Consider the following 26,993-nt stretch of genomic DNA (forward strand, 5'->3'; position numbering starts at 1 on the left):
AGTTCTTGAAAAGCGTCGTTTCCTTTTTTAGAACCTCAATATGCAATGAGACTGCCTTCCTTTTTGCCAGCCTCTCGGAAAATTCGTGGCCTCCGCAAAAACCAAAAGAGGGTTTTCACTACGCCCCTAACAATTTCTGTAGAGCCGCAATATGCATAGGAGCGAAGTGAGCATGTAATCCATGTTTTGCGTCATGACCTGCGCCTCCAGATCCGGCTTCAACAGCCAGTCTCTCGAAAATTTCGTGGCCTTCATAAAAGTCAAAAGAGGACTTTTACTACGCCCCCTAACAATTTTTTTCGAGCCTAACGGGCTGTTTCAGCACTTCGTTTTACACCACATAAAATATAATACAATCATTACTCTGCGCAACCTTATTAAAAAATGTTCGCAGGGCTTGGAAGTTTATCCTTAGTTCTTTCTCTAGCTTATCCTTTTTTGTCCGCCAATTTATTCCGTATAAACCGGCTTTCTTTAGTTCTTTAAAGCTGTACGTCGCGACGAATTCTTCTTCTGTTATGCTAAATAAGGCGTCTTTGGCCAGGCGTACTTGCTCTGGGTAGATGAAGTAGACGGTTGCTAAGGAATCGCGAATTTCATTTTCGATTTTAAGTGGAACAATATAGCCCCACGGAGATTTGCCGTTTTTGATTTTCCCGCAAAATATATAATGAATAATCTCCCAATATTCATCTAGTGACAGAAGCATCGGTAGCGTAAAAACGGACTCATCTCCCGCTTTTATTTCGCGCATTCCCGGCTCGTCAATGTAATAGTAGTACCCGTGTAATCCCATTTTGTCATTCCCCTTTCAAGTTGTCCCTTGTCTGTTTTTGTTGCTTGATAAAGAAGGCGATGGTAGTTACTTCACTGTGATAAAGTTTATTATGCGCAATTTTAGTTGATTTGTCAACGAAATGCTTAACTGTGTAATTTTGTAGTCGATAGTGGTAGAATTAAGAACAAATGTTTCTAGTTTTGAGATTTAGGGTAAAATAATAAACGTGTTTTTAATGACAAAAACGGAAAGGGAAGTGACCCATGATACGCTTCGAAAATGTAACTAAACAATATCAAAATGGTGAACATGCCGTCAAAAATATCGATTTGAACATAAAAGATGGCGAGTTTTTCGTATTGATTGGACCGAGTGGTTGCGGTAAAACGACGACATTGAAAATGATTAACCGTCTTATTCCGTTGACAACAGGTACAATCTATATCGATGAAAAGCGAATTAGTGATTATAATATTCATGAATTGCGTTGGAATATTGGCTACGTACTACAGCAAATTGCGCTTTTTCCACATATGACAATTGAGGAGAATATCGCGATTGTGCCAGAATTGAAGAAATGGGAGAAGGAAAAAATGCATAATCGGATTACCGAATTGCTGAATAGCGTTGGTCTGGATGCGGAAAGTTATCGGAACCGGAAGCCGTCGGAGCTCTCTGGTGGCGAACAGCAACGTGTTGGCGTCGTCCGTGCTCTAGCCGCTGATCCCGAAATCATTTTAATGGATGAGCCATTTAGCGCGCTTGACCCGATTAGCCGCCAGAAATTGCAACAAGACATGATTGTGCTACAGCGCCAAATCAAAAAAACAATCGTGTTTGTCACGCATGATATGCAAGAGGCACTTATGCTCGGCGACCGAATTTGTATTATGAAAGACGGTGAAGTCGTGCAATGCGACACGCCAAATGAAATTTTGAAAAACCCAGCGAATGAGTTTGTACAGAATTTCTTGGAGTCAGGTAACGTAAACAAACACGTATTATCGTCTAAATTTACCGTTCAAGATATGGTAGAACAAGGCTATTTCGAGGCGCAAGCTGTAGATGGAGAAGCAGATTTTGCGGAGCGTGTTGCGGTGGAAGTTTTGCTACAACAATTAGCGAACCAAGCCTGTGTATCCGTTGAGAAAAACGGCAAGCCAGTCGGAACGATTACACAACAACATGTCATCCAATTCCTGGCGAAACAACTAGAAAGGGAGGCTGAGCGCGTATGAGTCAATTAATCGATACGTTCCAGGTGCGACAGGATGCTCTCTGGACCGCTTTAGTCCAACACATTGAATTATCCTTCGTATCGCTATTTATCGCTGTATTCATCGCTGTACCGCTCGGAATCTACCTGACGAGCCACAAGCGTGCAGCAGAACCAATCATTCAAGTGACCGCTATTTTACAAACAATACCATCACTTGCCTTGCTCGGTTTACTTATTCCACTAGTCGGAATTGGCACAGTACCAGCGATTATCGCGCTTGTTATCTATGCTTTATTGCCAATTTTGCGGAATACATATACTGGTATTAAAGAAATTGACCCAGTTTTGATGGAAGCCGCCGAAGCAATGGGAATGAACAAATGGAAAAAATTATATAAAGTCCAATTACCGCTTGCGATGCCAGTTATTATGGCCGGAATCCGCACAGCGATGGTCTTAATCATCGGAACCGCGACACTTGCAGCTCTCATCGGAGCCGGCGGACTAGGGGACCTAATTCTACTCGGAATCGATCGCAACGACAACAGCTTAATCTTACTAGGAGCTATTCCAGCAGCCTTACTTGCCATCCTGTTCGATGTCATTTTGCGCTATCTGGAAAAAGCGACATTCAAACGAACACTCATCACGATCACCGGTGCACTCGTTATCACCGCAAGCATCATCATCGTGCCCTACTTCACTGGACCACAAAAAGAACTTGTTATAGCGGGGAAACTTGGTTCTGAGCCCGAAATCCTAATCAATATGTACAAACAACTCATCGAAAATGACACCGACCTCAGCGTCACCGTCAAACCGAATCTTGGAAAAACCAGCTTCGTTTACAACGCCTTAAAATCAGGCGACGTCGATATTTATCCAGAGTTCACAGGAACCGTTTTAGAAACATTCCTCAAAGAACCAGCGAAAAATCACGATCCAGAAGCCGTGTATGAACAAGCACGCGATGGTTTGGCAAAAGAGGAGAACATGGCATTCCTAAAACCGATGAAATACAACAATACGTATGCCGTCGCCGTCGCACCAGAGTTTGCAAAAGCTTATAATCTAAAAACCATTTCTGATTTAAAAGCTGTGCAAAACTCGGTCAAAGCAGGATTCACACTCGAATTCTCCGATCGTGACGATGGTTATAAAGGTCTGCAAAAACTATACGGCTTGAAATTCGATTCACTAAAAACAATGGAACCAAAACTACGCTATTCCGCTCTGAAAGCAGGCGACATCAACACATTGGACGCCTATTCAACAGACAGCGAAATCGCGCAATACAAGCTCAAAGTATTAAAAGATGACAAACAACTATTCCCGCCATATCAAGGCGCACCACTCATGCTCAAATCAACATTGGAAAAATACCCAGAATTAAAAGCACCACTAGAGAAACTAGCCGGTAAAATTACCGACCAAGAAATGAGTGAAATGAACTACGAAGTCAACGTCAAAGGCAAGTCAGCAGAAGAAGTAGCCAAAAACTACCTCGAAAAAGAAGGTTTGTTAAACTAAAAAAGAATTGGAGCTAGAACGCTAATCAAGATAAAAAACGTCTTACCCTGTTATATTTTGGGTAAGACGAAAAATTCTGCTTTATATAAATCGAGCGAAAGCGTTTGTATTCAGGGGATTTGGTGAGGACGAGGAAGGCAGAATCACTGTGTTCTTCTGCATATTGAGGTTCTAACTCGCTTTGCTTCAATGAACCACAACAAAAGCAGAGAGGGAGTAGCTTCCCCGACCATGTAAGAAGTTAAGCGAAACTGCTCTTGTGTAGCAGGACCTCAAAGATGACCGCATCCTTGTTCTAAAAGCCTTGAAGGATCGCCTATTCGCGATGCTAATAGGCATATTGGGGCTGTAACTCATTACATGTCGAACAGCCCCAACAATGCGAACGCTTGTCGCCGATTTATTTGGGTTATGTGCCTACTAAAATCCAGTTTCGACTGATGCATTCACAATGTACATCAAATCATTTTTATCTGCTTTATCTGCGAGAAAAATCCCACTCGTTGTCAACATTCCACCAGGCATCGTCTCCACGGTGACCGTCCCATAAGGAATAATCGCTCGAATCGCTTCCTCATCTAGCAACTCCGCATCCGTCGGCAAAGCAAGTTTCACGTTAACAATCATATTATTCAAATCCTTACCCGGCAATAAATCCTCAATTCCAGGCATCGAATTCGTAAAAATAGCATTTCTCACCGCCCGAATCGCGGCTTTCGTAATATCCTGGCCATGCACATCCACACCGAAACCAGTTTGGATAAACAATATTTTCTCCATCTCGTCACGCTCCTATTTAAAGAATGCTAATCCTGGTCGTTCCTGTGCATATTGCTCTAAAATATGCGTCCAAATCTTCCCATCTGGATCATCACTCGCCGATAACGCAGCTGCCATCTGACGCCTTTGAGCCTCCCCAAGCTCAGCTTCAATTGCAGCCCCAGCTTCCGTCAAAAACACGCAACGCACACGCTTGTCCTTGGCAGAGGGCTCCATGGTAATGTATCCCTTTTCCTTCAATTCTAACAACGGCTGATGCAGTGCTTGTTTCGAAACCTCGAGCAACGTCAACAACTCATTCATTTTAACACCCGGCGAATGCGCCACAAAAAATAAAATTCGGTGATGCGTCCGCGTAATGCCATACTTCCCAATGAGCCGATCTGCTGTTTCAACAAACGTCTTGTAAGCAAAATAAAATAGAGCGATCTGTTGATTTAATCGATCCTCTTTATCCATAATGTATCCCCTTTTTTACTAAAATATAAATTCAGTATAGCACATATTACGTAAAGTAGGAATACACGAAATGGCATAATACAACATCTCAAAGCAATGCATAAAAGTAGTCATTTAAGGGTACTAAAATAGTGAAGGAGTGGATGATGATGGGAAATAAATATCAACGTATTTTAGTAGCTTTAGATGGGTCAACACAAGCCGAAATAGCTTTTTTGAAAGCCGTAGAACTTGCCAAAGCAACAGACTCCGAACTTGGAATTGCCAGCATTGTAGACATCCGGTCATTTTCACCAAATATCTCCTATGATGGTGGTCTAGAAAAAGCAGCACACGAAGAATCGACTGCCAGACTCGCCGAATACAAGAAGCTCGCCGAAGAAGCCGGTATCAAGCAAGTACACACATTCCTAGAAGTTGGGAATCCGAAAACATTACTCGCCCGCGATATTCCCGCCGAATTTGACGCTGATGTTCTGATATGTGGTGCGACTGGCCTCAACCGTATTGAAAAAATCGTGCTAGGAAGCGTCTCCGCATACGTATTACAACACGCGATTTGTGACGTCCTAGTTGTCCGAGAAAAGTAAAAAAAAGCATGATACCAGCCAGCTCCCAATTTTGAGCTACTGATATCATGCCTTTTTTATTAATGCGTAATCTCTAAATCTTTCATTTTCTCAGGTTCATGTTTGTAGTGGAATGTAAATTTGAAAACAATCGCCAGAATCAGCGTATAAGCCGCGAAAATCAGCCAGATCGTTTGCCAATCTTTTACGCCATCAATCGTGTAGTAATCGACAACCATACCGCTCAAAATCGCACCAACATAAGCACCGACACCATTTACCATCGTCATAAATAAGCCTTGCGCACTTGCTCGAATATCTTTGCTCACTTCTTGCTCCACAAAAATCGCGCCAGAAATGTTGAAGAAATCAAACGCACAGCCGTAAACAATCATCGAAAGTAGCAACAATACTGTACCAAACGGAGACGGATCACCAAATGCGAACAGGCCAAAGCGCAATGTCCACGCAATCATGCTGACTAACATTACCGTTTTGATGCCATAACGTTTCAAGAAAAACGGAATCGCCAAGATAAACACGACTTCCGCCATTTGTGAGACGGACAATAGAATCGAAGGATATTTCACAACCAAGCTATCTGCAAACGCCGGATCTAAGCCGAAATCATGCAAGAATGGGTTACCAAACGTATTCGTGATTTGTAAAACCGCACCAAGCAACATCGCAAATAGGAAAAATACCGCCATTTTAGGCTTCTTAAAAAGAACGAAAGCATTCAAGCCAAGCATGCTGACCCAGCCTTGATTTTTCTTTTTGTTCGTCGTCGGAATCGTGGGCATCGTCAGAGAATAAAGCGCGAGTAGGAGAGACGCGCCAGCCGCGATATAAAGCTGGATATTACTAAGTTCAAGCCCTGCAAAACTGATTGTCCACATCGCGATAATGAAACCAACCGTTCCAAAAACACGAATTGGTGGGAAATTGGCCACCGTATCCAAACCGGCCTTCTCTAAACAATAGTAGGAAACCGTGTTAGATAGTGCTAGCGTAGGCATGAAGAACATCGCGTTCACCAGCATCACCCAGAACATCACGGTTGGATCCGACACAGATGCCGCATAAAACAGCGCCCCCGCACAGATAACATGACAAGCGGTGTACAAGTAATTCGCCTTGATCCATTTATCCGCAACAATCCCCATCAAGGTAGGCATAATAACAGCCGCGATTCCTTTAGAACTATAGACAATTCCGACCTCAACACCTGAAAATCCAAGCGTGTTAATCATATAAGAACCGAGCGTAATCAGCCAGCTCCCCCAAATAAAGTACTGTAAAAATGACATAAAGCGAAGACGCGTTTTAATCCCCATGATGTTCTCCCTCCAAATTATAAAAACTTATTTTCAATATGATAAAAAGAATCCGTGATTAGAAACGAGAAACAATTTCAGCAACTAGTTTTAAGAAAGTAGCTTTGACACGTTCAGCCGTCTCGATCACCTCATCGTGACTAAGTGGTTGATCCAAAATACCGCAAGCCATATTCGTCAAGCAAGAGATACCAACCGTTTCAATACCAGCATGGCGGGCAATCAAAGCTTCGGGAACCGTCGACATACCAACCGCATCTGCTCCAAAACCGCGAATCATCCGAATTTCTGCAGGTGTTTCATATGTTGGACCAGTCCACCAAGCGTAAACTCCCTCACGCAAAGTCACATTTTGATCCGACGCCACGTCTTTTACAATCCCGCGTAATCGCTTACTATATACTTCTGACACATCTAAGAAACGCACGCCAAGCTCCGGATTATTCGGCCCCATCAACGGGTTGTTCGCTGTCAAATTAATATGATCCGTAATCAACATCAAATCACCAGGATTAAAGTCGGTATTCACTGCGCCACAAGCATTCGTGATAATCAATTTCTCTACACCAAGCGCTTTCATAACACGGACTGGGAAAGTCACTTCATCAAGCGGGAACCCTTCATAGTAGTGGAATCTCCCTTTCATCGCGACGATATTTTTGCCACCGATTTGACCGATAACAAGCTCATTCGCATGTCCAACCGCAGAAGACTTCGCAAAATGTGGGATATCGTTGTACGGAATGTGAATCGCATCTTCAATTGTATCTGCAAATGGTCCAAGTCCAGATCCTAAAATAATACCAATCGTTGGTTTAACCGCTGTCAATTGTTCAATATAGCCGAGAGCCTCATTAATTTGTTCTGTTTTATGCATTATTATTTCCTCCTCGAAATCATTAGGCACTTACAACATGATATTGTAAAGCGCTTTCAGGATAATCTTAACACGGATGAAACGGAAAGTAAATAACTTTTTTTCATTATGATAAAAAGAGTTCGAAATTGCTTTTTTGTTAGGTATTTGATACATTTTTACTATATAGAGGGGGTCGTGGCCGTGGGAAGCAATATGTTGGAGGCGTTTCGAACAACGCAGAATTCGAAAATTAAGAAGTTGAAGATTTTATATAATTTGATACGAAAGCACGCGTCCATCACGGTGGAAGAACTACTTGCCGAGACAGGAATGAAGCCGGCTACGTGCGCACGCTTGCTTGATGAATTGAGTAAAAATGACCTGATTAATAGCGGGAAATTAGGTGCCTCAACAGGAGGAAGAAAGCCAATTTTATATCGTATTAATCCTGAAAAAGCGTATTTGATAGGAATCGAAGTCACGAATATTTATTCTACGATAGTTCTTTCTGATCTTAATTTGAAAGAGATTGGGCATAAGAAAATCAAAATGGGTGCGCCAACTTCGATTTATCGAACGCTAGATAAGTTTGTGGAGCAATTGCTAGATTTGTTGAGCGAGCATGAGAAGCAAATCGCGGAAATTTTGGGAATTGGTATTTCTATCGACGACTTATTCGATCAAGTGAATCAGAATACGGATGTGACGCCGAGTGACATTGAGCATTATTTAGCCGCTAAAATCCCGACGTATATCATGGTTGGAAGTGGCGTTAATTTTGCGGCGTTGGCTGAATATCGCGTCCATTATTGGCAGACGAGCGACCGCTTTTTATTGACGACATGCGATATTGAAATTCGAAGCGCGGAGATTGTCGCAGGCGTCGTGATATCGGGAAGTAACGGAATGACGAACGCATTTGGGCATACAATTATCGATACGAACGGTTCGCGCTGTTATTGTGGCTCTTACGGTTGCCTTCATACGTACAGTTCCTTGCCAGCGATTAAGGCTAAAATACAGCATGATTTAAAGCAAGGCAAGGCATCTATGTTGACTGATCTCGTAGAAAATCCAGATGAAATCGATTACTTCACGATTTTCCAAGCGTTGGAACAAGATGATCCAATGAGCCACGAAATTCTGAAAAATGCGGCTTACTATTATGGTATTGCTTTATCCAATTTAATCCTAACGACACAACCAGACACCGTTGTCTGCGGCGGAACCCTTGTCCCAAAAGGCACGTTTTTCGAGGATGTCAAAAGGACTGTAGAAGAACGACTGAAAGCTTTTCCAAAAATAAAAACAACAATCCATCCAGCAAAAGAGTCATATGAAATTGTGGCTCAAGGCGCAGGGGGTATGGTTTTAGAGAGGTTTTTAAATAACTAGAAAAATGGCGCTGCATCTGAGACAGCGCCATTTTTTAGTTATGGGCAAGTTCGATTTCTTTTTTATCTCCCTTGTACGTATACAAAAACCAGGCGACTTTTTTCTGAATATCAGGGTTGGCAAACATCGTTCGGTGGTCATATTCCGCCCCTTTATAATAGCTTTCCAAGTAAACCTTAGCCGTATCTTTAAAAATAAGACGCGACCCTAGAGCACTCAAAACTGGTACGATATCGTCGGAAAAACTACCATCATCCATATCGCCGGCAATCGATAAAACGAGCAAATTAGAATCAATTTTAGCGCGATTATCCTCGTAGGCTTTCAAAAGCGGCGTCGTCACAGGAACGTCGTCAAAGGTCAAATCCCCGTCATTATCATCCGAATCCAAATCATTATACGGCGCGCCAATGGCTACTAAACGTTTCAGCGTCGGCATCGTCTTGGCATATTTCTGAGAATAAGTGGATAAGACAAGCCCGCCATTCGAATGTCCAACACCATCAAATCTAGCAAAATGATAACGTTTTTCAAGATCCTGCATGGCGATTCGAAGCCAATCCGTCTGCTGCTCAATGGACGCATCGACGCTATCCTCAAATCCAATTTGAACGATGGGGTGTTTGGCATTTTTAGTAAACACGCCATGATAGCTGATCTCACCATCCGTCCCAATCTCGAGTTTAATCCGCTCATTGGAAAGCTTATAATCATCGATAAACGTATCACTGAAACTATCAAATGTATCGGCGCTACCACCAGTCCCGTGAACGAGAATTAAAGCGGTTTCTCCCGAGAGATTTGGCAAATTTTTGAGTTCTTTTTCCGAGGTTTTAGAAGGCCCGCATCCCGCCAAAACGAGAAGAAGAAATCCAATGCCGAGTATCCATTTTTTCATGTGGGTAAATCCTTTCTTTAGCGTGTTATTTGGCCTCACTATCCAGTTTGCGCCTAATTTCCCGCGCGATACATTCTACTGTATATAGAGCAGGAAGTTGGGATGTAATATCAGCGCCTTGGTACGTTTCGCGATGAATATAATACGGAATATTAACGTCGGAAAGCCGCGCCACCGTTGATTTTTCGCTATTTGTGATCGAAAGAATTTTGCATTGGTGGGCGTTTATATGTTGAATATATTTAATGACTTCACTCGTTTCGCCGGAGACCGAGACCGCGATGATGCACAGCTTCCCAGAAAGCCCTTTAGAAAGGTGATTAAATGGGTGATTCAGCGGGTCCTCGATGTGTAAAGCCAACGTGAATAACGAGGAAAAATAGAGCGCGCCATATTCCGCGACAATGCCCGACGAGCCGACGCCGACAAATAAGACCAGCTCGGCATCCTTCAGCAATTCAGCAGCTTGCGCGATTCGCGACTTAAATTCCGCCTGTGAAGTCCTTTTTAAAAAATCAATATATGTCGTTTCATCCGCCAAGTCGACCTGTGTGGCACTGGCTTGTTCCGCATACATCCGCAAACGCACTCGAAACTCCGAAAAACCACTACATTCAAACTTACGGCAAAATCGTAAAATCGTCGCTGTACTAACATGTGTCGCATCCGCCAAATCACGAATCCGCATCAAACTAACTTTGTCCAAATTGGCAGTGACATACTTATAAATCATCATGTCCACATCGCTCAATTCAGGCGTCTTATCCAAAAATAGCACAACGTTTCGACCTCCTCTAGGAATCAACCTATACCAAAAGTCTAGCATATAACATCTGGCGTTACAACCTGTTACTTTTGCGACACAAATTTCAACTTTGCAAACGCTTTTCTAAATAGAGAAAGGCTATATCTATTCTAACTTTCCCATACTATAATAACGTTAAGAAAGCGCTATCTTTATGATGGTCCTTTGAAGTAAACGAATGAGGATCGGTCATTATAATTTAAAAAAGGTGAGGAGAAAAGACAATGAATAAGTTTTACGCATTTTTGGAAAATCGTTTGGCGCCAATCGCAGCGAAATTATCAGCACAACGACATTTAGCATCGGTTCGTGACGGCATCATGCTAGCCATGCCATTTTTAATTATTGGTTCTGTTTTTATGATTATTCAATATTTACCGATTCCAGGTTACGAAGACTTTATGGCTAATATTTTTGGTTCCCAGTGGCAAGTAAAGCTCGGTTATCCTGTGGAAGCTTCCTACAATATTATGGCGATTTTAGCTTGTTTTGGCGTCGCTTACCGGCTTGCCGAGAAATATAAAACCGCCGATCCATTGATGAGCGGAGCGGTCGCCCTTGTTAGTTTTATCCTAACGATTCCGCAAATCACGACCTTCACACCAGAAGGAAGCAAAACGGCGTACGATGTTGGCGGTGTCATCCCAACGATTCTTACAGGGAGTCAAGGTTTGTTCGTCGCAATCGTCGTCGCCCTTGGTGCCACAGAGATTTTCCGCGTTATTTTCGAGAAAAACTGGGTTATCAAAATGCCAGATGGTGTTCCCGAAGCCGTTGGAAAATCGTTTATTGCCCTGATTCCAGGCTTTATCACGATTACAACCGTCTGGATTTTACGTCTACTCATTGAATTAACACCATTTTCAAGTATCAACGAAATTATTTCGACAGTCATCGGTATCCCTATGCATTACATCGGCAGTACGCTACCGGGCATGATTGTAACCGTTATTATCATCGCCTTGCTTTGGAGCATCGGTCTACATGGCGATGCGATTATCGGAGCATTCACCAATCCCGTTTGGCTCGCCAACATGGACGAAAACCGCGCGGCATTCCAAGCCGGCAAAGAACTACCGAACGTTGTCACCCAGCAATTTTACGAATTATGGATTGTACCTGGTGGAACGGGCGCTTTGCTCGGCCTCGTAATCTTGCTATTCTGGCGCGCGAAAAGTAAGCAAATGAAGCAGCTCGCCAAAATTTCTGGACCAGCAAGCGTATTCAATATTAGCGAACCAATCGTATTCGGTGTTCCAATCGTTTTGAATCCGTATTTCATCATTCCATTCGTGCTCACGCCAGTACTACTCGTGATTATGACCTATTTCGGCATGGAATCCGGCCTTGTCGCAAAACCAGCCGGTATCGCGCTTCCATGGACCACACCGCCAATCATCAGCGGTTTCTTAGCAACTGGCGGCAAAATCTCGGGATCCATCATGCAAATCATCAATATCCTCGTCGCCATGCTCATCTACTGGCCGTTTTTCAAAGTCTGGGACGCGCAAAAATATAAAGAAGAACAAGCTTTAACAAATGAAGAAGTTGGGAGTCCTAAAGCATGAAAAAATCATTGAAAATCGCAACAATCGGTGGTGGCTCAAGCTACACACCGGAACTAATCGAAGGCTTTATCAACCGCTACGACGAATTACCAATTAGCGAACTATGGCTCGTTGACGTGGAAGAAGGCCGTGAAAAACTCGAAATCGTAGGCGCATTGGCAAAACGGATGGTTGAAAAAGCCGGCGTTCCAATCCAGATCCACCTCACCATGGACCGCGAAGCAGCACTCAAAGATGCCGATTTCGTCACAACACAGTTTCGTGTGGGGCGTCTCGAAGCGCGGATGCTAGACGAAAGCATCCCGCTAAAATACGACGTCATCGGTCAAGAAACAAACGGCCCCGGCGGACTTTTCAAAGGATTGCGGACGATTCCAGTCATTCTCGACATTTGCCGTGATATCGAGCGCCTATGCCCAGACGCCTGGCTCGTCAATTTCACCAATCCAGCCGGAATGGTCACCGAAGCCGTGTTGCGCTACAGCAATATCACGAAAGTAGTCGGGTTATGCAACGGCCCAATCGGCATCGAAAAAGGCATTGCCAAAGAACTCGGCGTCGACACATCACGCATCTATGTCGAATTTGCAGGCCTAAACCACATGGTCTTCGCGAAAAATGTCTATCTCGATGGCAAAAACGTCACATCCACCGTCATGGAAAAAATGACAAAAAACGAAGATGGCATCTCCCTGAAAAATATTGCAGACGTCGGCTGGGACCCACTATTCCTAAACACGCTCGGCATGGTCCCAATCGGCTATCTGCGCTATTATTACCAAACTGCCATCATGCTCGCCGAACAAAAAGCCGCCGTTGCCAAAGAAGGAACGCGAGCAGAAGTCGTGAAACGCGTCGAGACCGAACTTTTCGAGCTATATAAGAATCTTGATTTGGCCGAAAAACCAAAGCAACTCGAACAACGCGGAGGAGCCTATTACAGTGAAGCCGCTTGCAATTTAATCCATTCCATTTATAATGATAAGCGAGACATCCAAACCGTCAACACACGCAACAATGGCGCGGTAGCAGGTATTGATCCAGATTCCGCCGTCGAAGTAAACTGCGTGATTACGCGTCAAGGACCGATTCCTTTGACCACTGGGCCCCTTCCAATCGCAGTAAACGGTCTCGTCCAGTCCATCAAGTCTTTCGAGCGCCTAGCCGCAGAAGCCGCAGTGACAGGCGATTACAACACAGCTCTACTCGCGATGACCATCAATCCACTCGTGCCAAGCGATGCAATTGCGCACCAACTTTTAGATGAGCTACTTGAGGCGCACCAAGCCTATTTACCACAATTCAATAAATAAAGAGAGGAAGATGGAACCAACATGAACGCATTAAATTTGAAAGTACTAGCAGATTACGAAACGATGAGCGACGCAGCGACTGAGCTTGTCATCGAAACCTTCAAACAAGCACCAGAAGGCCTCTATTGTTTTGCCGGAGGAGATACACCAGTTGGCACATTACGCCGACTCGTTGCCGCCCATAAAGCTGGAGAAATCAACTTGCAAAAAGCCTATTTTGTAGAGCTTGACGAGTGGGTAGGCTTAGATGGAGACGACGAAGGCAGCTGCCTGAATTACCTAGAAACCGAACTATTCGGCCCAGCGAAAATCGACCCATCCCATTACCACTACTTTCACGCCAAGTCAGCAGATCTCGAAGGCGAATGCCATGCAGCAGACCAATTTATCAAAAAACACGGCGGACTCGAATTAATCTTGCTAGGCGTAGGCGTCAACGGTCATCTCGGCTTCAATGAACCCGGCGTCAGCTTCGACAATTACGCCCACGTCATCAATCTCGACAGCACCACACAAAATGTCGGGCAAAAATACTTCACAAAAGAAGTTGACCGTACAAAAGGAATCACGCTTGGAGTGAAACATATTCTCGAAGCAAAGACAGCGATTCTAGTTGCAAACGGGCAGAAAAAACAAACCGCTATTAGTCATTTATTAGAGGAAAAAGTCACCGATGAATGGCCGGTAACAGTTCTCAGAGAACACAATAATGCTCACATATTTATCGATAAACTAGCCCTTGCATAACATAAAAAACTTGTGCTGATTTTAATTCAGCGCAAGTTTTTTATGTAAAAATTGAGTATCTTCCCAATATGTAGTATTCTTAAAGATAGAGATGCATGAAAAAAACCTTACATTTAAGCGTTATCAAAATATAGAAATGTGAAAAGGGAGAAAAGATCGAAATGGAGAGAAAAGACAATCTAGATCTGTTAAGATGTTTATCGATTTTAATGGTCATAATCATTCACGTATCCGCCACCCATCTACTTGGGAATGCTGCTAAAATGAACACAAACTTTGCAATCGCCAATTTTTACGATTCGATATCGCGCACTGCTGTGCCACTATTCGTACTATTAAGCGGCTATTTCACACTACGAAAAAGCAAAAACCTAACAACATATTTCAAAAAACTAACATTAGGACTAATCATCCCAACACTCATATGGATGGTGCTCTACGAAGTATTTGAATATCTAGATACAGGCGGTTGGAACGGCTTTATCCAATTCGTAAAAGACGGCGGAATATGGGGCTCATTTGACAACTTATTCCTAAACAATCTCGGCAGACATCTTTGGTTCATGCCGATGTTTATTGGTTTACAAATTCTAGCACCACTACTCATTTTTATCAGGAAACACATTGGCGAAGTAGCATTCTTTGTTCTAGGCCTATTTTTCCTAGCGATTGGACTACTCGAAGCATTTTTCGCATTCCGAGGAACCGACGTGGTTATCGCCAATCTATTCAGTTGCGTCCTTTACCTGGGCTACTTCATTCTTGGTTACAGCTTACCAAAAACGATCCTATCCCGATTGAAAAAAGTAATCTGGTTCGCAATTTTTGCGATGAGCACAGCCGCCATCTATTTTTTCACCAACTGGGCCATCGGGAATATTGGAGATATTAACTTTAAACCACTGTACTTCTACGATTACCTATCGATATTTGTTGTCATCGCAGCGATTTCACTCTTCATGCTATTCACTAAAATCCAAATTCGCAGCACAGGACTACAAAAAATATCACGTAGCATCACACCACATATCTTCTTTATTTATTTCGTGCATCTCATTATTTTGCGATATGTCACACGATTCTTCGCCGAAATAATGCCAATAGAACATCATCTATCGTGGGCTATTCCGCTTATGAGTATCATTATTTTCATCCTATCCTACATCGTTAGCCTACTATTTAGCCTGTTAAAATCACTTTTCGTAAAAAAGAAACAACGGGGGACACCAGATTTTAAGATGATGAATTCCCCGATTGAAAAAGTATAAAAAAAGAGTTTGAGTATCGTTCCTAGCTAGGACACATACTCAAACTCTTTGCTATTTTACCGTTACATAAATTGTTTTTTCCGTCGTTAATCCGTAAAAATTCGAAGCCGTATACGTTACGAAATATTTACCAGGAACATCCGAATTCAAATCACTACTTTTTACGTGTAAGAAAATTCGAATATCACCAGCAATTTCATCAAACGCCGAAACATTCGTCCAATAATCAAAAAAAGTTCCGCGAGTAATGGTTGCATCTTCCACTTCAATAATCGGTCTAGCAACGACATTCACTTCAACGCGACGCTCTTTCCAGCGACCGTCACCAGCAATGGCGCGATACGTCACGTGATACGTTCCAACTTTACTAGAATCTACATCATTTTCAGTTACGAAAATAGAATTTGTTAAATCCGTGTGATTATCATCATCATACGCAGTCAAAGAAATCGGTGGCATCATCGGGTCAAAATTGCTATTCTTCTCGATGAAGTACCGGTGCGCATGCAAAGAAATACCTTTAATGCGATCACTGCCAGAAATCGCAAGTTTATTCTTATGCGGAATTGTTTTCGCTTTTGCCGAATGGTGGGCAAGACTTGCAGGAAGGACAAGCATTAGAGCGGATGTAACGAGGGCAGTTGTGGTCATTTTTTTATACATGTGTGTTCACTCCTAAGTTTTCTTATAGCTTTATTATACAGCAAAAGAGCACTAAAAAGTGTTAGAAATTAAACAAAATTATGTCGATAATGTGTACTTTTCGACATAAAAACAGGCGAGGTGTCTGTAGAAAACACTTCGCCTAGAACCAACTTATTTATTATTAAAGAATAATGGTAAATGTTCTTTGTGCGCTTCAAGTAATTCATCAAGTAACACACGAGCATCCGTATCGCTTGGTACGAGAGGATTCACAGTTAAAGCTAACAAGGCTTTATCGTAATCACCAGTTACCGCAGCGTCGACAGTCAAACGCTCTACCGTCTTAATTTGCTGGATAATCCCGTTAATTGCGACAGGAAGATGACCGCTTGCGAGTGGAATCGGACCTTGACGCGTAATCACGCAGTTCGTTTCAATCGCGGACTCAGGATCGATATCCAAAATAGCGCCATTGTTACGCGTATTTACGATTTGAATATCTCGTTTATCATTGTAAATCGAGTTAATCAAGTTACACGCCGCTTCACTATAATAAGCGCCACCACGTTGCTCCAATTGCTTCGGTTTCTCCGCCAAATCCACATCTTTATACAGTTCGAAAAGTTCCGCTTCCACACGTTTCACAACTTCTGCACGTGTCCCATGTTTTTCATACGCGGCTTGTTGATCTTCCAGCTGCGTACGCGTTTGCCAGTAGTAACGCAAATAATCAATTGGAATCATATTTAAAGTACGCAAGAACGTTGCATCCCAGCCAGTCGCATTGATATTTTTAAGCGTTGAGCCAGATTCGCCTTCTGTCATTTTAGTCACAACTTCAGCGGTGACATCTTCGCCATCTTTATAAACCGTTTTTGCGAAAACCATGTGATTCAAACCAACAAATTCAACATAAATCTCTGTGTGATCCACGCCTAAAATATCTGCAATGTTTTTCTCAATACCGATTGGGCCATTACATAAACCGACAACGCGATTGATATTACTGTAGCGCAACACGGCTTCGGTCACCATTCCCGCAGGATTCGCAAAGTTAATCAACCATGCATTCGGGCAAAGACGCTCCATATCCTTACAAATATCAAGAATAACAGGAACCGTCCGGAACGCTTTAAACATCCCACCAGGACCATTTGTTTCTTGTCCAACCACGCCATGAGAGTTCGGAATACGCTCATCTTTCACACGCGCATCCAATTGCCCCACACGTAATTGTGTCGTTACGAAATCAGCATCTTTCAATGCTTCCTCGCGGTCCATTGTCAAATGAATTTCCATATCCACGCCGGCTTTTTCAACCATCCGTTTTGCTAAATTACCAACGATTTCGAGTTTTTCCTTACCAGCCGGCACATCGACAAGCCATAGTTCACGCACTGGAAGTTCCTTTTGACGTTTGATAAAACCTTCAATTAATTCGGGAGTATAACTTGATCCACCGCCGATTGTCGCGATTTTAATACCTTTAGACATCATTTTTTCCTCCAATATATATTAGATTTGATTATGTTTTGTATAACGCTTTCTTCTCCAATAGTATAGGCTGAAACTGAAAAAATAGCTATTATTTCGCGGGTATTTGTTAAGGATTTTTGAAGTTGGAAATTGTTCCTTTTGTGTAACGTCTTGTCACATCGGCGGGTCTCATGCTAAAATGGTCATATAATGAAGATCGGGGGCATGAAAATGCTTTTTTTAGATAAAACGATTGAACTGAATGATACGGAAATGGATATTTATAATTACATTGCGACTAATCTGGATACCGTCACGTACATGCGTATCCGTGATTTGGCAGACGCCACGCACGTTAGCACCACAACCATTTTGCGTTTTTGCCGTAAGTTTGATTGTAGCGGTTTTTCCGAGTTTCGGGTGAAGTTGCAGATGTATGCGCAGGAACGGACGAAAATCAACGTGGATATGTCCGACGAAACGACGTATATCGACTTCCTGAAACGGACGGCACAACCTGAATTTAAAGCGAATATTGCAGCGTCAGCGAAAATTTTGCGCGATGCAGAACTCGTTTTATTTGTTGGCATCGGCTCATCAGGAATTATCGCAGAGTATGGCGCACTCTATTTTTCCTCGTTGTTCACACTGGCGCTCCACATTGAAGATCCACTAAATCACCCATTTTACCACCTATCCAGCAAACTATCCGATAAAATATGTATGATCGCGATTTCCGTTTCAGGAGAAAATGAGGACATTATTAAGTACATCCACCAGCTCAAAATGCAAAAATGCAAGATTATCACGATTACAAACAGCGCGAAGTCGACGATGGCGAAATTATCTGATGCGAATATTGCCTACTATATAAACAAAGAAATGTATCAAGAAGCGGATATCACCTCCCAACTCCCAGCGATTTACACCGTAGAATGTATCGCGCGCGAAATCCGAACACAACTCGACCGTGAAGGTAAATAAGGGGAAACCCTGAGAGATTCGCGGGGGCAAGTATGGTATCATAAAGGTTGTATACCATTTTTTAGGGGGAATTAGGAATGACGATGATAACAGAAGAACAAAAGCAAATAGTCAAATCCACAGCACCAATTTTAAAAGAACACGGCAAAGAAATTACGTCGATTTTTTATAAAAAAATGTTCGAGGCCCATCCTGAATTACTTAATTACTTCAACCTTACTAACCAAGAAATCGGCACACAGCCGCTTGCTTTGGCGAATACGGTTTACTTAGCAGCAGAGAACATTGAGCAGCTAGAAGTACTGCTACCACAAGTCAAAACAATCGCACATAAACATCGCAGCTTGACGATTAAAGCAGAACATTACCCGATTGTCGGCGAATACTTATTAAAAGGAATCGCAGAATATCTAGGTGACGCCGCGACGCCAGAAATATTGGATGCTTGGGGCGCAGCATATGGCATCATCGCAGACATTTTCATCGAAGTAGAGCAAGAAATGTACGATGCACTAGGTGACGCACGAAATCAAGATTTTATCGAATTCAAAATTACAGAAAAACAAAATATCGCGCCTAATATTTTCACATTAAATTTAGCCCGAAATGATGGCGGAGAATTAGTTGATTTCACACCAGGTCAATATTTATCGTTACGCGTGAAGTTAAAAGAACTATTTCACAATCGCCAATATAGCTTAACGAAAGCATTTGATGGAAAAACCTATCAAGTCGCGATTAAACAAGAAAATGAGAAGGATCCAGCTGGGGTTGTATCTAATCATATTTTTGAGAATTATCAAGTTGGCGATACGATTCTTGCGACGCTTCCAGCAGGCGATTTCGAATTGGATAAAGCCGCAAATCAACACGTATTTATCGCAGGTGGTATTGGTATAACGCCGATCGCAGCGATGATTGATAGTTTGAAAACAGCTAATCAAGCACAGTTGATACATTGCGTCAGATCCGAAGAGTACGCTGTTTTCGCCGAAGAATTCCAAGCAAAATTAGGCGAACGATACCACCTTTTTGCAGGTGAAAACGTAACTCAAGCAGATTTGTCAGAGCTTGTAGAACAAGGCGCGGCCATTTATCTATGCGGACCAGTACCGTTCATGAGAGAGGTTGAAGCGATCTTATTAGCGCTGGGACACGCCCAATCGGATATACACTTCGAAGCGTTCCAGCCAGCGTTGAGTTTAATCAAATAAACATATAGCACAAAGCCGTCACAACACGCGCTTTGTGCTATTTTAGTCTTAACTCAAGAAAACATAATACATAGTTTAAATTTTATTTTCTAAAAATTAATGAAATTTAGAATGATAAGAAGTATAATAGAACCTATCAAAGAAAAAGGAGCTGGTCAATTTGAAAGCAATTTTAACGGTTATTGGAAAAGACAATGTTGGTATTATCGCAGGCGTCAGTAATGAGCTTAGTCAGCTAGAAATAAATATTTTGGACGTGTCGCAAACAATTATGGACGGTTACTTCACGATGATGATGATGCTAGATATTAGCACGACAACGAAAGCGTTCGATGAAGTAAAGACGCAACTTGCCAAAAAAGGAACGGATTTGCAAGTCAAAGTAAGCATCCAACGCGAAGAAATATTCAACTCAATGCATAAATTATAGGAAGGGGATGGCGATATGGAAACGAAGCAAATTTTAGAAACCATTCGAATGATAGAAGAAGAGAAGTTAGATATTAGAACGATTACGATGGGAATTTCATTACTTGATTGTATCGACAGCGACGGAGAAAAAGCACGCACAAAAATATACGAAAAAATTACTACATATGCAGAAAAACTAGTCGAAACCGGTGAACAAATTGAATCAGAATTCGGGATACCGATTATCAATAAAAGAATTTCCGTAACGCCGATTGCGATTATTGCTGGAGCTTCTGCCGATAAAGATTATGTTGCTTTTGCGAAAACACTAGATGATGCCGCGAAAAAAGTAGGTGTCAATTTTATCGGCGGATTCTCAGCCCTAGTTGAAAAAGGATATACAAAAGGCGATACCATTTTAATTGCGTCGATACCTGAGGCGCTGGCACAAACAGAACGAGTATGCAGTTCTGTAAATATCGGCTCCACACGAACAGGAATAAATATGGACGCCGTTCGAGATATGGGCGAGGTCATCAAGAAAACTGCAGAATTGACGGTAGATACACAAGGACTAGGCTGTGCAAAATTGGTTGTATTTGCTAACGCTGTGGAAGATAACCCCTTCATGGCAGGCGCTTTTCATGGCGTTGGGGAAGCAGACTGCGTTATCAATGTTGGCGTCAGCGGACCAGGAGTTGTGAAACGAGCCATCGAAAAAGTGAGAGGTGAGAGTTTCGATAAACTTGCCGAAATGGTAAAACAAACAGCTTTCAAAATCACTAGGATGGGCGAATTAGTTGGGCAGGAAGCATCCAAACGCTTAGGAGTCCCGTTTGGTATTGTCGACCTATCACTTGCACCAACACCAGCCGTCGGAGATTCCGTAGCACATGTCCTCGAAGAAATGGGCTTAGAAACAGTTGGGACACATGGAACGACTGCTGCACTCGCGCTTTTAAATGACGCTGTAAAAAAAGGCGGCGTTATGGCATGCGGTCACGTTGGAGGATTGAGTGGCGCGTTCATACCTGTTTCAGAAGATATTGGCATGATCGAAGCAGTCAATAACGGTTCGCTAAATCTAGAAAAACTAGAAGCGATGACAGCAATTTGTTCCGTAGGCCTTGATATGATTGCAATTCCAGGCGACACACCAGCAACAACTATTGCGGCGATGATTGCCGACGAAGCCGCAATTGGCGTTATTAATAATAAAACAACAGCGGTTCGAATCATTCCTGCCGAAGGAACAAAAGTGGGTGATATGGTCGAATTTGGCGGGCTTCTAGGAACGGCCCCTGTTATGAAAGTAAATAAAAAATCATCCGCAGAATTCATTGCTCGAGGTGGGAGGATTCCTGCCCCGATTCATTCCTTCAAAAACTAATCGTTTACAATTACTAGAACAACTGCAACATTTGAAAGGGGAAAAGAAATAATGGCTACTTTAACAACTATCTTTATTCTAATCGTCGCATGCCTGCATTTCTACATTATGTACTTCGAAATGTTTGCCTTCACGAAACCAAGAACATTGAAGACGTTCAATATGACAAAAGAAAAAGCGGAAAATGGAAAGGAACTCGCGGCGAATCAAGGCTTGTATAATGGTTTTCTAGCAGCTGGACTTGTTTGGAGCGTGCTCTATCCAGACACAGTTATCGGCCTCCAAATCGCTACATTTTTCCTAAGCTGTATCGTTATCGCAGCACTTTACGGCGCAGCAACCGTGTCCAAACGCATTTTCTTTGCCCAAGGAATCCCTGCGATAATCGCTTTAATCTTGACTATAATCACAATGTAAAAAACGACATGAGCCTCAGCCGCTCATGTCGTTTTTCGCGCCACCAATCGAAATTCCAATTCCTGCAAAGGCTCATCCTTATCATCCAACTTATTCGAAATAATCCGAAATGCATTCTCAGCTTGCAGATCAATCGGATAATGAATCGTCGTCATATCAAACAATCGCGCCACGTTGTTTGTATCATCAAAGCCAACAACCGCCACATCCTCAGGAACTCGAATCCCAATCCGCCGCGCCTCCGCAATGAATCCTGACGCCAAATAATCCGTCGGACACAAAATCGCATCCGCCTTCACATCCTGCGCCAACCACCAATGCGCAATCTCCTCCCCATGCGTAATCCGGCCCTTATTATAAAAATGCTCCATCTCATTTGAATCAAGCCCATACTTTTCACAAAAATCAGCAAAAGCCCGCATCCGACCACGCGTATTTTTCCCAGACATCCGGCCATAAATATTCACAATTTGCCGATATCCGCGAGCGTACAAATGCTCCAAACCTAGCATATATCCATCATATTGATCCATAAAAACCGAATCCACTTTTTGCAATTCGACCCGTTCCCATGTCACAATCGGACCGTACTTCGCATAACTCTCAATCACATCCCAAGGACTTACCCGAATCACAAAAACAAGCGCATCCAATTGCTTATGACGTAACATCTCAAGCGCCTCAAGTTCCCGTTCCTTATCCCCATTTGTCACAAAAATCGTTGTATTATATCCTTCACCTTGCGCCGCCATCGAGAAGCTACGCAAAAAAACGCCCATAGAACTATCAAACGCTATCGCCACAATCCCGATCATCATTGTTTTCCCGCTTTTCAAAGAAACGGCATTGCGGTTCGGCGCATAATCAAGTTGGTCCACAATTTTCTGAACCCGCGCCCGCGTTTCATCACTTACATAGCCACGCCCACTCACAACCCGAGAAACAGTCGCCGCAGAAACCCCAGCCAATTTTGCGATATCCTGAATATTTGCCATCCAATCCAACTCCTCACGATCCATTCCCCTCCAGTATACCGTAAATTTCTCCCTAATCAAAAAGTTTTCAAATAACCCTTGACCTGTAATGCATTACATAAACTACAATGAAGACGAGCAGAAATAAGAAACCGCTTTACAAAAATTCTTGGAGGTATGTAAAAATGAAAAAAGGCGTAAAAATCGTTACCATTGGTGGAGGATCAAGCTATACTCCAGAACTAGTAGAAGGATTTATTAAACGTTTTGATGAATTACCAATCAGAGAATTATGGCTGGTCGATATTGAAGCAGGCCGTGAAAAATTAGAAATCGTAGGCGCGATGGCAAAACGTATGGTGGCAGCAGCTGGAATTGACTGTGAAGTACACCTAACACTCGATCGCCGCGAAGCCCTAAAAGATGCAGATTTCGTAACAACACAATTCCGCGTTGGACTACTTGACGCACGTATTAAAGATGAAAGCATTCCATTAAGTCACGGTATCATCGGACAAGAAACAAACGGAGCAGGTGGCATGTTCAAGGCATTCCGTACGATTCCAGTTATCCTTGGCATCGTAGAAGATATGAAAGAACTATGCCCAAACGCGTGGCTTATCAACTTCACCAACCCAGCAGGAATGGTGACAGAAGCCGTTCTTCGCTACGGGAAATGGGAAAAAGTTATCGGTCTATGCAACGTTCCAATCGGCGCTATCAAAAGTGCATCCGATGTCCTCAAAAAACCAGAAGAAGACCTATTCTTCAAATTTGCAGGAATCAACCATTTACACTGGCACCGTATTTTCGATAAAGATGGCACAGAGCTAACTGAACAAGTTATCGACGGCTTATACGCACCGGACGCCAACCCAGAAAAAGTAGTAGAAAACATCAAAAACATGCGTTTCCTATATGAGCAAGTTCGCAATCTCAAAATGTTGCCATGTCCATACCACCGTTATTACTACATGACAGATGACATGCTAAAAGAAGAACTAGAAGCGTTTCAAACAGAAGGAAGTCGTGGTCAAGTTGTAAAACGCTTAGAAGAAAGCCTATTCGAACTTTACAAAGACCCAAATCTAGACCACAAACCAGAAGAATTATCCAAACGCGGCGGAGCTCACTACAGCGATGCAGCCTGCGAAATTATCAATTCTATCTATAATAACAAGGGCACGATGATGGTTGTATCCACACGCAATAACGGAGCAATCGACGACGTTCCTTACGACAGCGCAATCGAAATCACAAGTGTTATCCGCGCACACGGAGCAGAGCCAGTCAATTTCGGCAAATTCCCACCAGCACAACGCGGCCTACTCCAAGTGATGAAAGCAATGGAAGAATTAACAATCGAAGCAGCAGTAACAGGCAGTTACGATACAGCACTCCAAGCCTTCACGCTAAACCCACTAGTTCCAAGCGGAGACATTGCCCAAACCGTGCTAGACGAATTACTAGAAGCACACAAAGAACATTTACCACAATTCTTCACAAAAGTAGAAGCATAAAAAAATAAGAAGAGGCAGCCGAATTTGGTTGCCTCTTCTTATTGATAGCTTAAAATCTACTTTACAGCAGCTTCTATTGTGGAAGGCGTCAAGCCAGAATCATTTACTTGGCGAATTGCACATACCTTACCATCCTTATCAAATTCAAAAAACTCTACACTGTTGTATTTAAATGCTTTGTGCGTTTCAGATGCAGAGGTGCCATCAGGAAATGTAATACTACCAGTTAATGAGCCGGATAAAATATAACGAACAACAGCAACGTTTCCTTCTGCATAAACTTCTTGGTCCGTTACTACTGCATCTGCGAACGAAGCAGTAATTTTCCGAAGTGCATCAACAAAATTCTCGGCTCCTTTTATAACTTCCCCGTTCTTGTAAAACTCAATATCACTTGTCACTAACGCAAATTGCTTGTCAAAATCTCTGTTATTAAGGTTCGTATGGAATTCATGAGTTACCGCTTTCATTTCTTCTAATGTCAAATTCATTCAAATCGCCCCTATCTCTTTATGTTTTGTTTGTACCTATAAAGCATAACACAATAAAAGAAAGAATAAGGTGACAGATTTGTTAAATAATCAGTAAGACAGCGCTTAAATGTGTAGATATTACCCATTAGACAAATAAAAATAAAAATCCCGTAAAAATTCATCGTATTTGCATGTTTGTGAAATATTATTTCAAAACCGATAAAACAAAAATTCAAGCATACCAAGTGTGTACAGCACTTTTTCGCTTTACACAGACGCACATTATGTGTGTAAACGCTTCACTTTCACAAACAAACCCTGTCATATGAAGCGCTTCCAGTATTTTTTATCCCTTTTAAAAACTTGGCACGGTTTTTGCAATATAGTTAAGTGAATCCATAAAACCTTAATCTGAATACGAGAGGAGGACATCCCTAGCCATTCACAGGTCGCATGGAGGTTGTTCGCATTCAGGCGCTAAAAGAAGCCGATAAACTCGAAGCAAAAAGGGTATCCATTTTAGAGAGTTTATTCGAGGAATGCCGATAAACCACAAATCGTTTTAAAATAGGGAGGATAATTATGAACGGACTAACTAATTTTTTAGAAAAGTATTTCGTGCCAGTAGCAGCTAAAATAGGCTCGCAAAAACATTTAGTCGCGTTACGTGATGCATTCATTTCAACAATGCCTATCACAATGGCCGGCTCAATCGCGGTTCTTTTAAATGCATTTTTCAGGGATTTCCCAACATCATGGGGTTGGACAGGATTTGTCGAAGCCATGCAACCACTTATCGGAGTAAATGGATATGTTTGGGCGGCGACCCTTGCAATCGTTTCCTTAGTATTCTCGGTCTCATTAGGTTATAACTTATCAAAAGTGTATGAAGTTGACCGCTTAGCCGGTGCACTTGTTTCACTTGCAGCATTCGTTATGAACTTGTCACAAACAGTTGCTGTTGATCCAATCAAAAATGCGATCTTAGCAGCGCATCCAAAAGCAGACGTTTCGATGATTCAACCAGTTTGGGGATTCCTAGACTTAAATCAAGTAAACGGTACCGGTTTGTTTACAGCAATGTTATTCGGTTTTATTTCTACTATTATCTACGCAAAATTAATGCGTGCCAACATCACTATCAAAATGCCAGACTCTGTACCACCAGCAGTAAGTAAAGCGTTCGCGGCGATTATTCCTGCATTAGTAGCACTTTACATCTGTGCGATCATCGACTGGTCATTCGTTAAATTAACAGGTCTTGACGTTATCACATGGATTTCTAAAACAATTCAAGAACCGCTACTTGCCTTGTCACAAGGTTATGGCGCAGTACTATTAGTAACATTCCTAGTTCAATTACTATGGTTCTTCGGTATTCACGGACCAAACGTACTGGCTCCAGTTCTAGAATCACTTTGGGGTACAGCGCAACTTAACAACATTAATGAAGCAGCAAAAGGTGTTGCAGGATCCGATCTTCCGTACCAATGGGTTCGTGGTTCTTTCGACGCTTACGTATGGATGGGTGGTTCAGGTGGTACACTTGTACTTATCATCGCTCTACTCATGTTCTCTAAACGAGCGGACTCGAGAACCGTTGCAAAACTATCACTCGGGCCTGGTATCTTCAATATCAATGAGCCAATCATGTTCGGTCTACCGATCGTGCTTAACTCAATCTATCTAATTCCATTCATCATTGCACCAATGATCATGGTAACAGTCGCTTACTTTGCAACTGTATGGGGACTCGTTGCACCAGTTAAAATCGCCGTGGTATGGGTAATGCCACCGCTACTCAACTCATTCCTCGCAACCGGAGGAGATTGGATGGCACCTGTCATATCGCTCATAAACATGGCCATAGCCTTCATAATATGGGTACCATTCGTTATTACAGCGAATAAGGTTGGTATACCTGAAGAAGAAATGAAAGAATAAGTCTTCAGCGGAACGACAAC

Annotated in this window: 26 protein-coding genes; 15 read left to right on the forward strand and 11 right to left on the reverse strand. The window is 42.5% G+C overall.

What is annotated here, in order from left to right; translation table 11 throughout:
- Positions 1-331: 331 nt before the first annotated feature.
- Positions 332-796, reverse strand: a complete 465-nt coding sequence (locus tag HPK16_RS14565; protein WP_181677645.1) for a DUF1877 family protein — start codon at positions 794-796, stop codon at positions 332-334.
- A gap of 245 nt (positions 797-1,041) precedes the next feature.
- On the opposite strand from HPK16_RS14565, the gene HPK16_RS14570 reads away from it, so the two are divergent.
- Positions 1,042-2,016, forward strand: a complete 975-nt coding sequence (locus HPK16_RS14570) for an ABC transporter ATP-binding protein (protein WP_181677646.1) — start codon at positions 1,042-1,044, stop codon at positions 2,014-2,016.
- A complete protein-coding gene (locus tag HPK16_RS14575; protein ID WP_181677647.1) occupies positions 2,013-3,527 on the forward strand; it encodes an ABC transporter permease/substrate-binding protein in 1,515 nt (504 codons plus the stop codon). The genes HPK16_RS14570 and HPK16_RS14575 overlap by 4 nt, the downstream gene beginning before the upstream one ends.
- Before the next feature lie 420 nt (positions 3,528-3,947).
- Here the strand turns inward: HPK16_RS14575 and HPK16_RS14580 are convergent, their stop codons facing one another.
- A complete protein-coding gene (locus HPK16_RS14580; protein WP_181677648.1) occupies positions 3,948-4,307 on the reverse strand; it encodes a Lin0512 family protein in 360 nt (119 codons plus the stop codon).
- A 12-nt stretch (positions 4,308-4,319) separates the two neighbouring features.
- A complete protein-coding gene (locus HPK16_RS14585) occupies positions 4,320-4,766 on the reverse strand; it encodes a MarR family winged helix-turn-helix transcriptional regulator (protein WP_181677649.1) in 447 nt (148 codons plus the stop codon).
- Between the two features lie 149 nt (positions 4,767-4,915).
- On the opposite strand from HPK16_RS14585, the gene HPK16_RS14590 reads away from it, so the two are divergent.
- Entirely contained in the window at positions 4,916-5,356 is a 441-nt protein-coding gene (locus HPK16_RS14590) for a universal stress protein (protein ID WP_181677650.1), read from the forward strand.
- Positions 5,357-5,415: 59 nt separating this feature from the next.
- Here the strand turns inward: HPK16_RS14590 and HPK16_RS14595 are convergent, their stop codons facing one another.
- Together HPK16_RS14595 and HPK16_RS14600 are read right to left on the reverse strand one after the other, a co-directional pair.
- On the reverse strand, positions 5,416-6,672 hold the full coding sequence (locus tag HPK16_RS14595; protein ID WP_181677651.1) for a nucleoside permease: 1,257 nt from the start codon (positions 6,670-6,672) through the stop codon (positions 5,416-5,418).
- Positions 6,673-6,730: 58 nt separating this feature from the next.
- The gene (locus HPK16_RS14600) at positions 6,731-7,549 is read right to left on the reverse strand and encodes a purine-nucleoside phosphorylase (RefSeq protein WP_181677652.1); all 819 of its coding nucleotides are present in this window, start codon (positions 7,547-7,549) and stop codon (positions 6,731-6,733) included.
- Positions 7,550-7,732: 183 nt separating this feature from the next.
- On the opposite strand from HPK16_RS14600, the gene HPK16_RS14605 reads away from it, so the two are divergent.
- Positions 7,733-8,926 (forward strand): ROK family protein, encoded by a 1,194-nt coding sequence (locus HPK16_RS14605; RefSeq protein ID WP_181677653.1) that lies wholly within the window; start codon positions 7,733-7,735, stop codon positions 8,924-8,926.
- A gap of 34 nt (positions 8,927-8,960) precedes the next feature.
- Here the strand turns inward: HPK16_RS14605 and HPK16_RS14610 are convergent, their stop codons facing one another.
- Together HPK16_RS14610 and HPK16_RS14615 are read right to left on the reverse strand one after the other, a co-directional pair.
- Positions 8,961-9,824 carry an alpha/beta hydrolase gene (locus HPK16_RS14610; RefSeq protein ID WP_181677654.1) on the reverse strand — a complete coding sequence of 288 codons (864 nt, stop codon included), beginning with the start codon at positions 9,822-9,824 and terminating at the stop codon, positions 8,961-8,963.
- A gap of 25 nt (positions 9,825-9,849) precedes the next feature.
- Positions 9,850-10,602 carry an SIS domain-containing protein gene (locus tag HPK16_RS14615; protein ID WP_181677655.1) on the reverse strand — a complete coding sequence of 251 codons (753 nt, stop codon included), beginning with the start codon at positions 10,600-10,602 and terminating at the stop codon, positions 9,850-9,852.
- A 251-nt stretch (positions 10,603-10,853) separates the two neighbouring features.
- On the opposite strand from HPK16_RS14615, the gene celB reads away from it, so the two are divergent.
- The 4 genes from celB to HPK16_RS14635 all read left to right on the forward strand — a co-directional run bounded on the left by celB (position 10,854) and on the right by HPK16_RS14635 (position 15,525).
- Positions 10,854-12,197 carry a PTS cellobiose transporter subunit IIC gene (celB, locus tag HPK16_RS14620; RefSeq protein ID WP_181677656.1) on the forward strand — a complete coding sequence of 448 codons (1,344 nt, stop codon included), beginning with the start codon at positions 10,854-10,856 and terminating at the stop codon, positions 12,195-12,197.
- Positions 12,194-13,510 (forward strand): 6-phospho-beta-glucosidase, encoded by a 1,317-nt coding sequence (locus tag HPK16_RS14625; RefSeq protein ID WP_181677657.1) that lies wholly within the window; start codon positions 12,194-12,196, stop codon positions 13,508-13,510. The genes celB and HPK16_RS14625 overlap by 4 nt, the downstream gene beginning before the upstream one ends.
- Before the next feature lie 21 nt (positions 13,511-13,531).
- On the forward strand, positions 13,532-14,257 hold the full coding sequence (locus HPK16_RS14630; RefSeq protein WP_181677658.1) for a glucosamine-6-phosphate deaminase: 726 nt from the start codon (positions 13,532-13,534) through the stop codon (positions 14,255-14,257).
- Between the two features lie 161 nt (positions 14,258-14,418).
- Complete coding sequence (locus HPK16_RS14635; RefSeq protein WP_181677659.1) at positions 14,419-15,525, forward strand: acyltransferase; 1,107 nt, start codon at positions 14,419-14,421, stop codon at positions 15,523-15,525.
- A 51-nt stretch (positions 15,526-15,576) separates the two neighbouring features.
- On the opposite strand, the gene HPK16_RS14640 is transcribed toward HPK16_RS14635, so the two are convergent.
- Together HPK16_RS14640 and HPK16_RS14645 are read right to left on the reverse strand one after the other, a co-directional pair.
- Entirely contained in the window at positions 15,577-16,188 is a 612-nt protein-coding gene (locus HPK16_RS14640; RefSeq protein WP_181677660.1) for an immunoglobulin-like domain-containing protein, read from the reverse strand.
- Positions 16,189-16,341: 153 nt separating this feature from the next.
- Positions 16,342-17,664, reverse strand: coding sequence for a 6-phospho-beta-glucosidase (locus HPK16_RS14645; RefSeq protein WP_181677661.1), 1,323 nt, complete (start codon positions 17,662-17,664; stop codon positions 16,342-16,344).
- 213 nt (positions 17,665-17,877) lie between these two features.
- Between HPK16_RS14645 and HPK16_RS14650 the strand changes: the two genes are divergently transcribed.
- The 5 genes from HPK16_RS14650 to HPK16_RS14670 all read left to right on the forward strand — a co-directional run bounded on the left by HPK16_RS14650 (position 17,878) and on the right by HPK16_RS14670 (position 22,062).
- A complete protein-coding gene (locus HPK16_RS14650; RefSeq protein WP_181677662.1) occupies positions 17,878-18,630 on the forward strand; it encodes a MurR/RpiR family transcriptional regulator in 753 nt (250 codons plus the stop codon).
- 77 nt (positions 18,631-18,707) lie between these two features.
- Entirely contained in the window at positions 18,708-19,844 is a 1,137-nt protein-coding gene (locus tag HPK16_RS14655) for a globin domain-containing protein (RefSeq protein ID WP_181677663.1), read from the forward strand.
- Positions 19,845-20,004: 160 nt separating this feature from the next.
- Positions 20,005-20,274, forward strand: a complete 270-nt coding sequence (locus HPK16_RS14660) for an ACT domain-containing protein (protein ID WP_181677664.1) — start codon at positions 20,005-20,007, stop codon at positions 20,272-20,274.
- A 15-nt stretch (positions 20,275-20,289) separates the two neighbouring features.
- Positions 20,290-21,645 (forward strand): PFL family protein, encoded by a 1,356-nt coding sequence (locus tag HPK16_RS14665; protein WP_181677665.1) that lies wholly within the window; start codon positions 20,290-20,292, stop codon positions 21,643-21,645.
- Between the two features lie 51 nt (positions 21,646-21,696).
- Complete coding sequence (locus HPK16_RS14670) at positions 21,697-22,062, forward strand: DUF1304 domain-containing protein (RefSeq protein WP_181677666.1); 366 nt, start codon at positions 21,697-21,699, stop codon at positions 22,060-22,062.
- 23 nt (positions 22,063-22,085) lie between these two features.
- Here the strand turns inward: HPK16_RS14670 and HPK16_RS14675 are convergent, their stop codons facing one another.
- Entirely contained in the window at positions 22,086-23,057 is a 972-nt protein-coding gene (locus HPK16_RS14675; RefSeq protein ID WP_181677667.1) for a LacI family DNA-binding transcriptional regulator, read from the reverse strand.
- A gap of 164 nt (positions 23,058-23,221) precedes the next feature.
- Here HPK16_RS14675 and HPK16_RS14680 point away from each other — a divergent pair, with 164 nt between their 5' ends.
- Positions 23,222-24,556, forward strand: coding sequence for a 6-phospho-beta-glucosidase (locus HPK16_RS14680; protein WP_181677668.1), 1,335 nt, complete (start codon positions 23,222-23,224; stop codon positions 24,554-24,556).
- A gap of 56 nt (positions 24,557-24,612) precedes the next feature.
- Here the strand turns inward: HPK16_RS14680 and HPK16_RS14685 are convergent, their stop codons facing one another.
- Complete coding sequence (locus tag HPK16_RS14685) at positions 24,613-25,047, reverse strand: nuclear transport factor 2 family protein (protein WP_220132359.1); 435 nt, start codon at positions 25,045-25,047, stop codon at positions 24,613-24,615.
- A 564-nt stretch (positions 25,048-25,611) separates the two neighbouring features.
- Here HPK16_RS14685 and HPK16_RS14690 point away from each other — a divergent pair.
- Positions 25,612-26,973, forward strand: coding sequence for a PTS sugar transporter subunit IIC (locus HPK16_RS14690; RefSeq protein WP_181677669.1), 1,362 nt, complete (start codon positions 25,612-25,614; stop codon positions 26,971-26,973).
- Positions 26,974-26,993 lie beyond the last annotated feature (20 nt).

The sequence above is a fragment of the Paenilisteria rustica genome (assembly GCF_013820765.1).
Taxonomy (GTDB): Bacteria; Bacillota; Bacilli; order Lactobacillales; family Listeriaceae; genus Listeria_A; species Listeria_A rustica.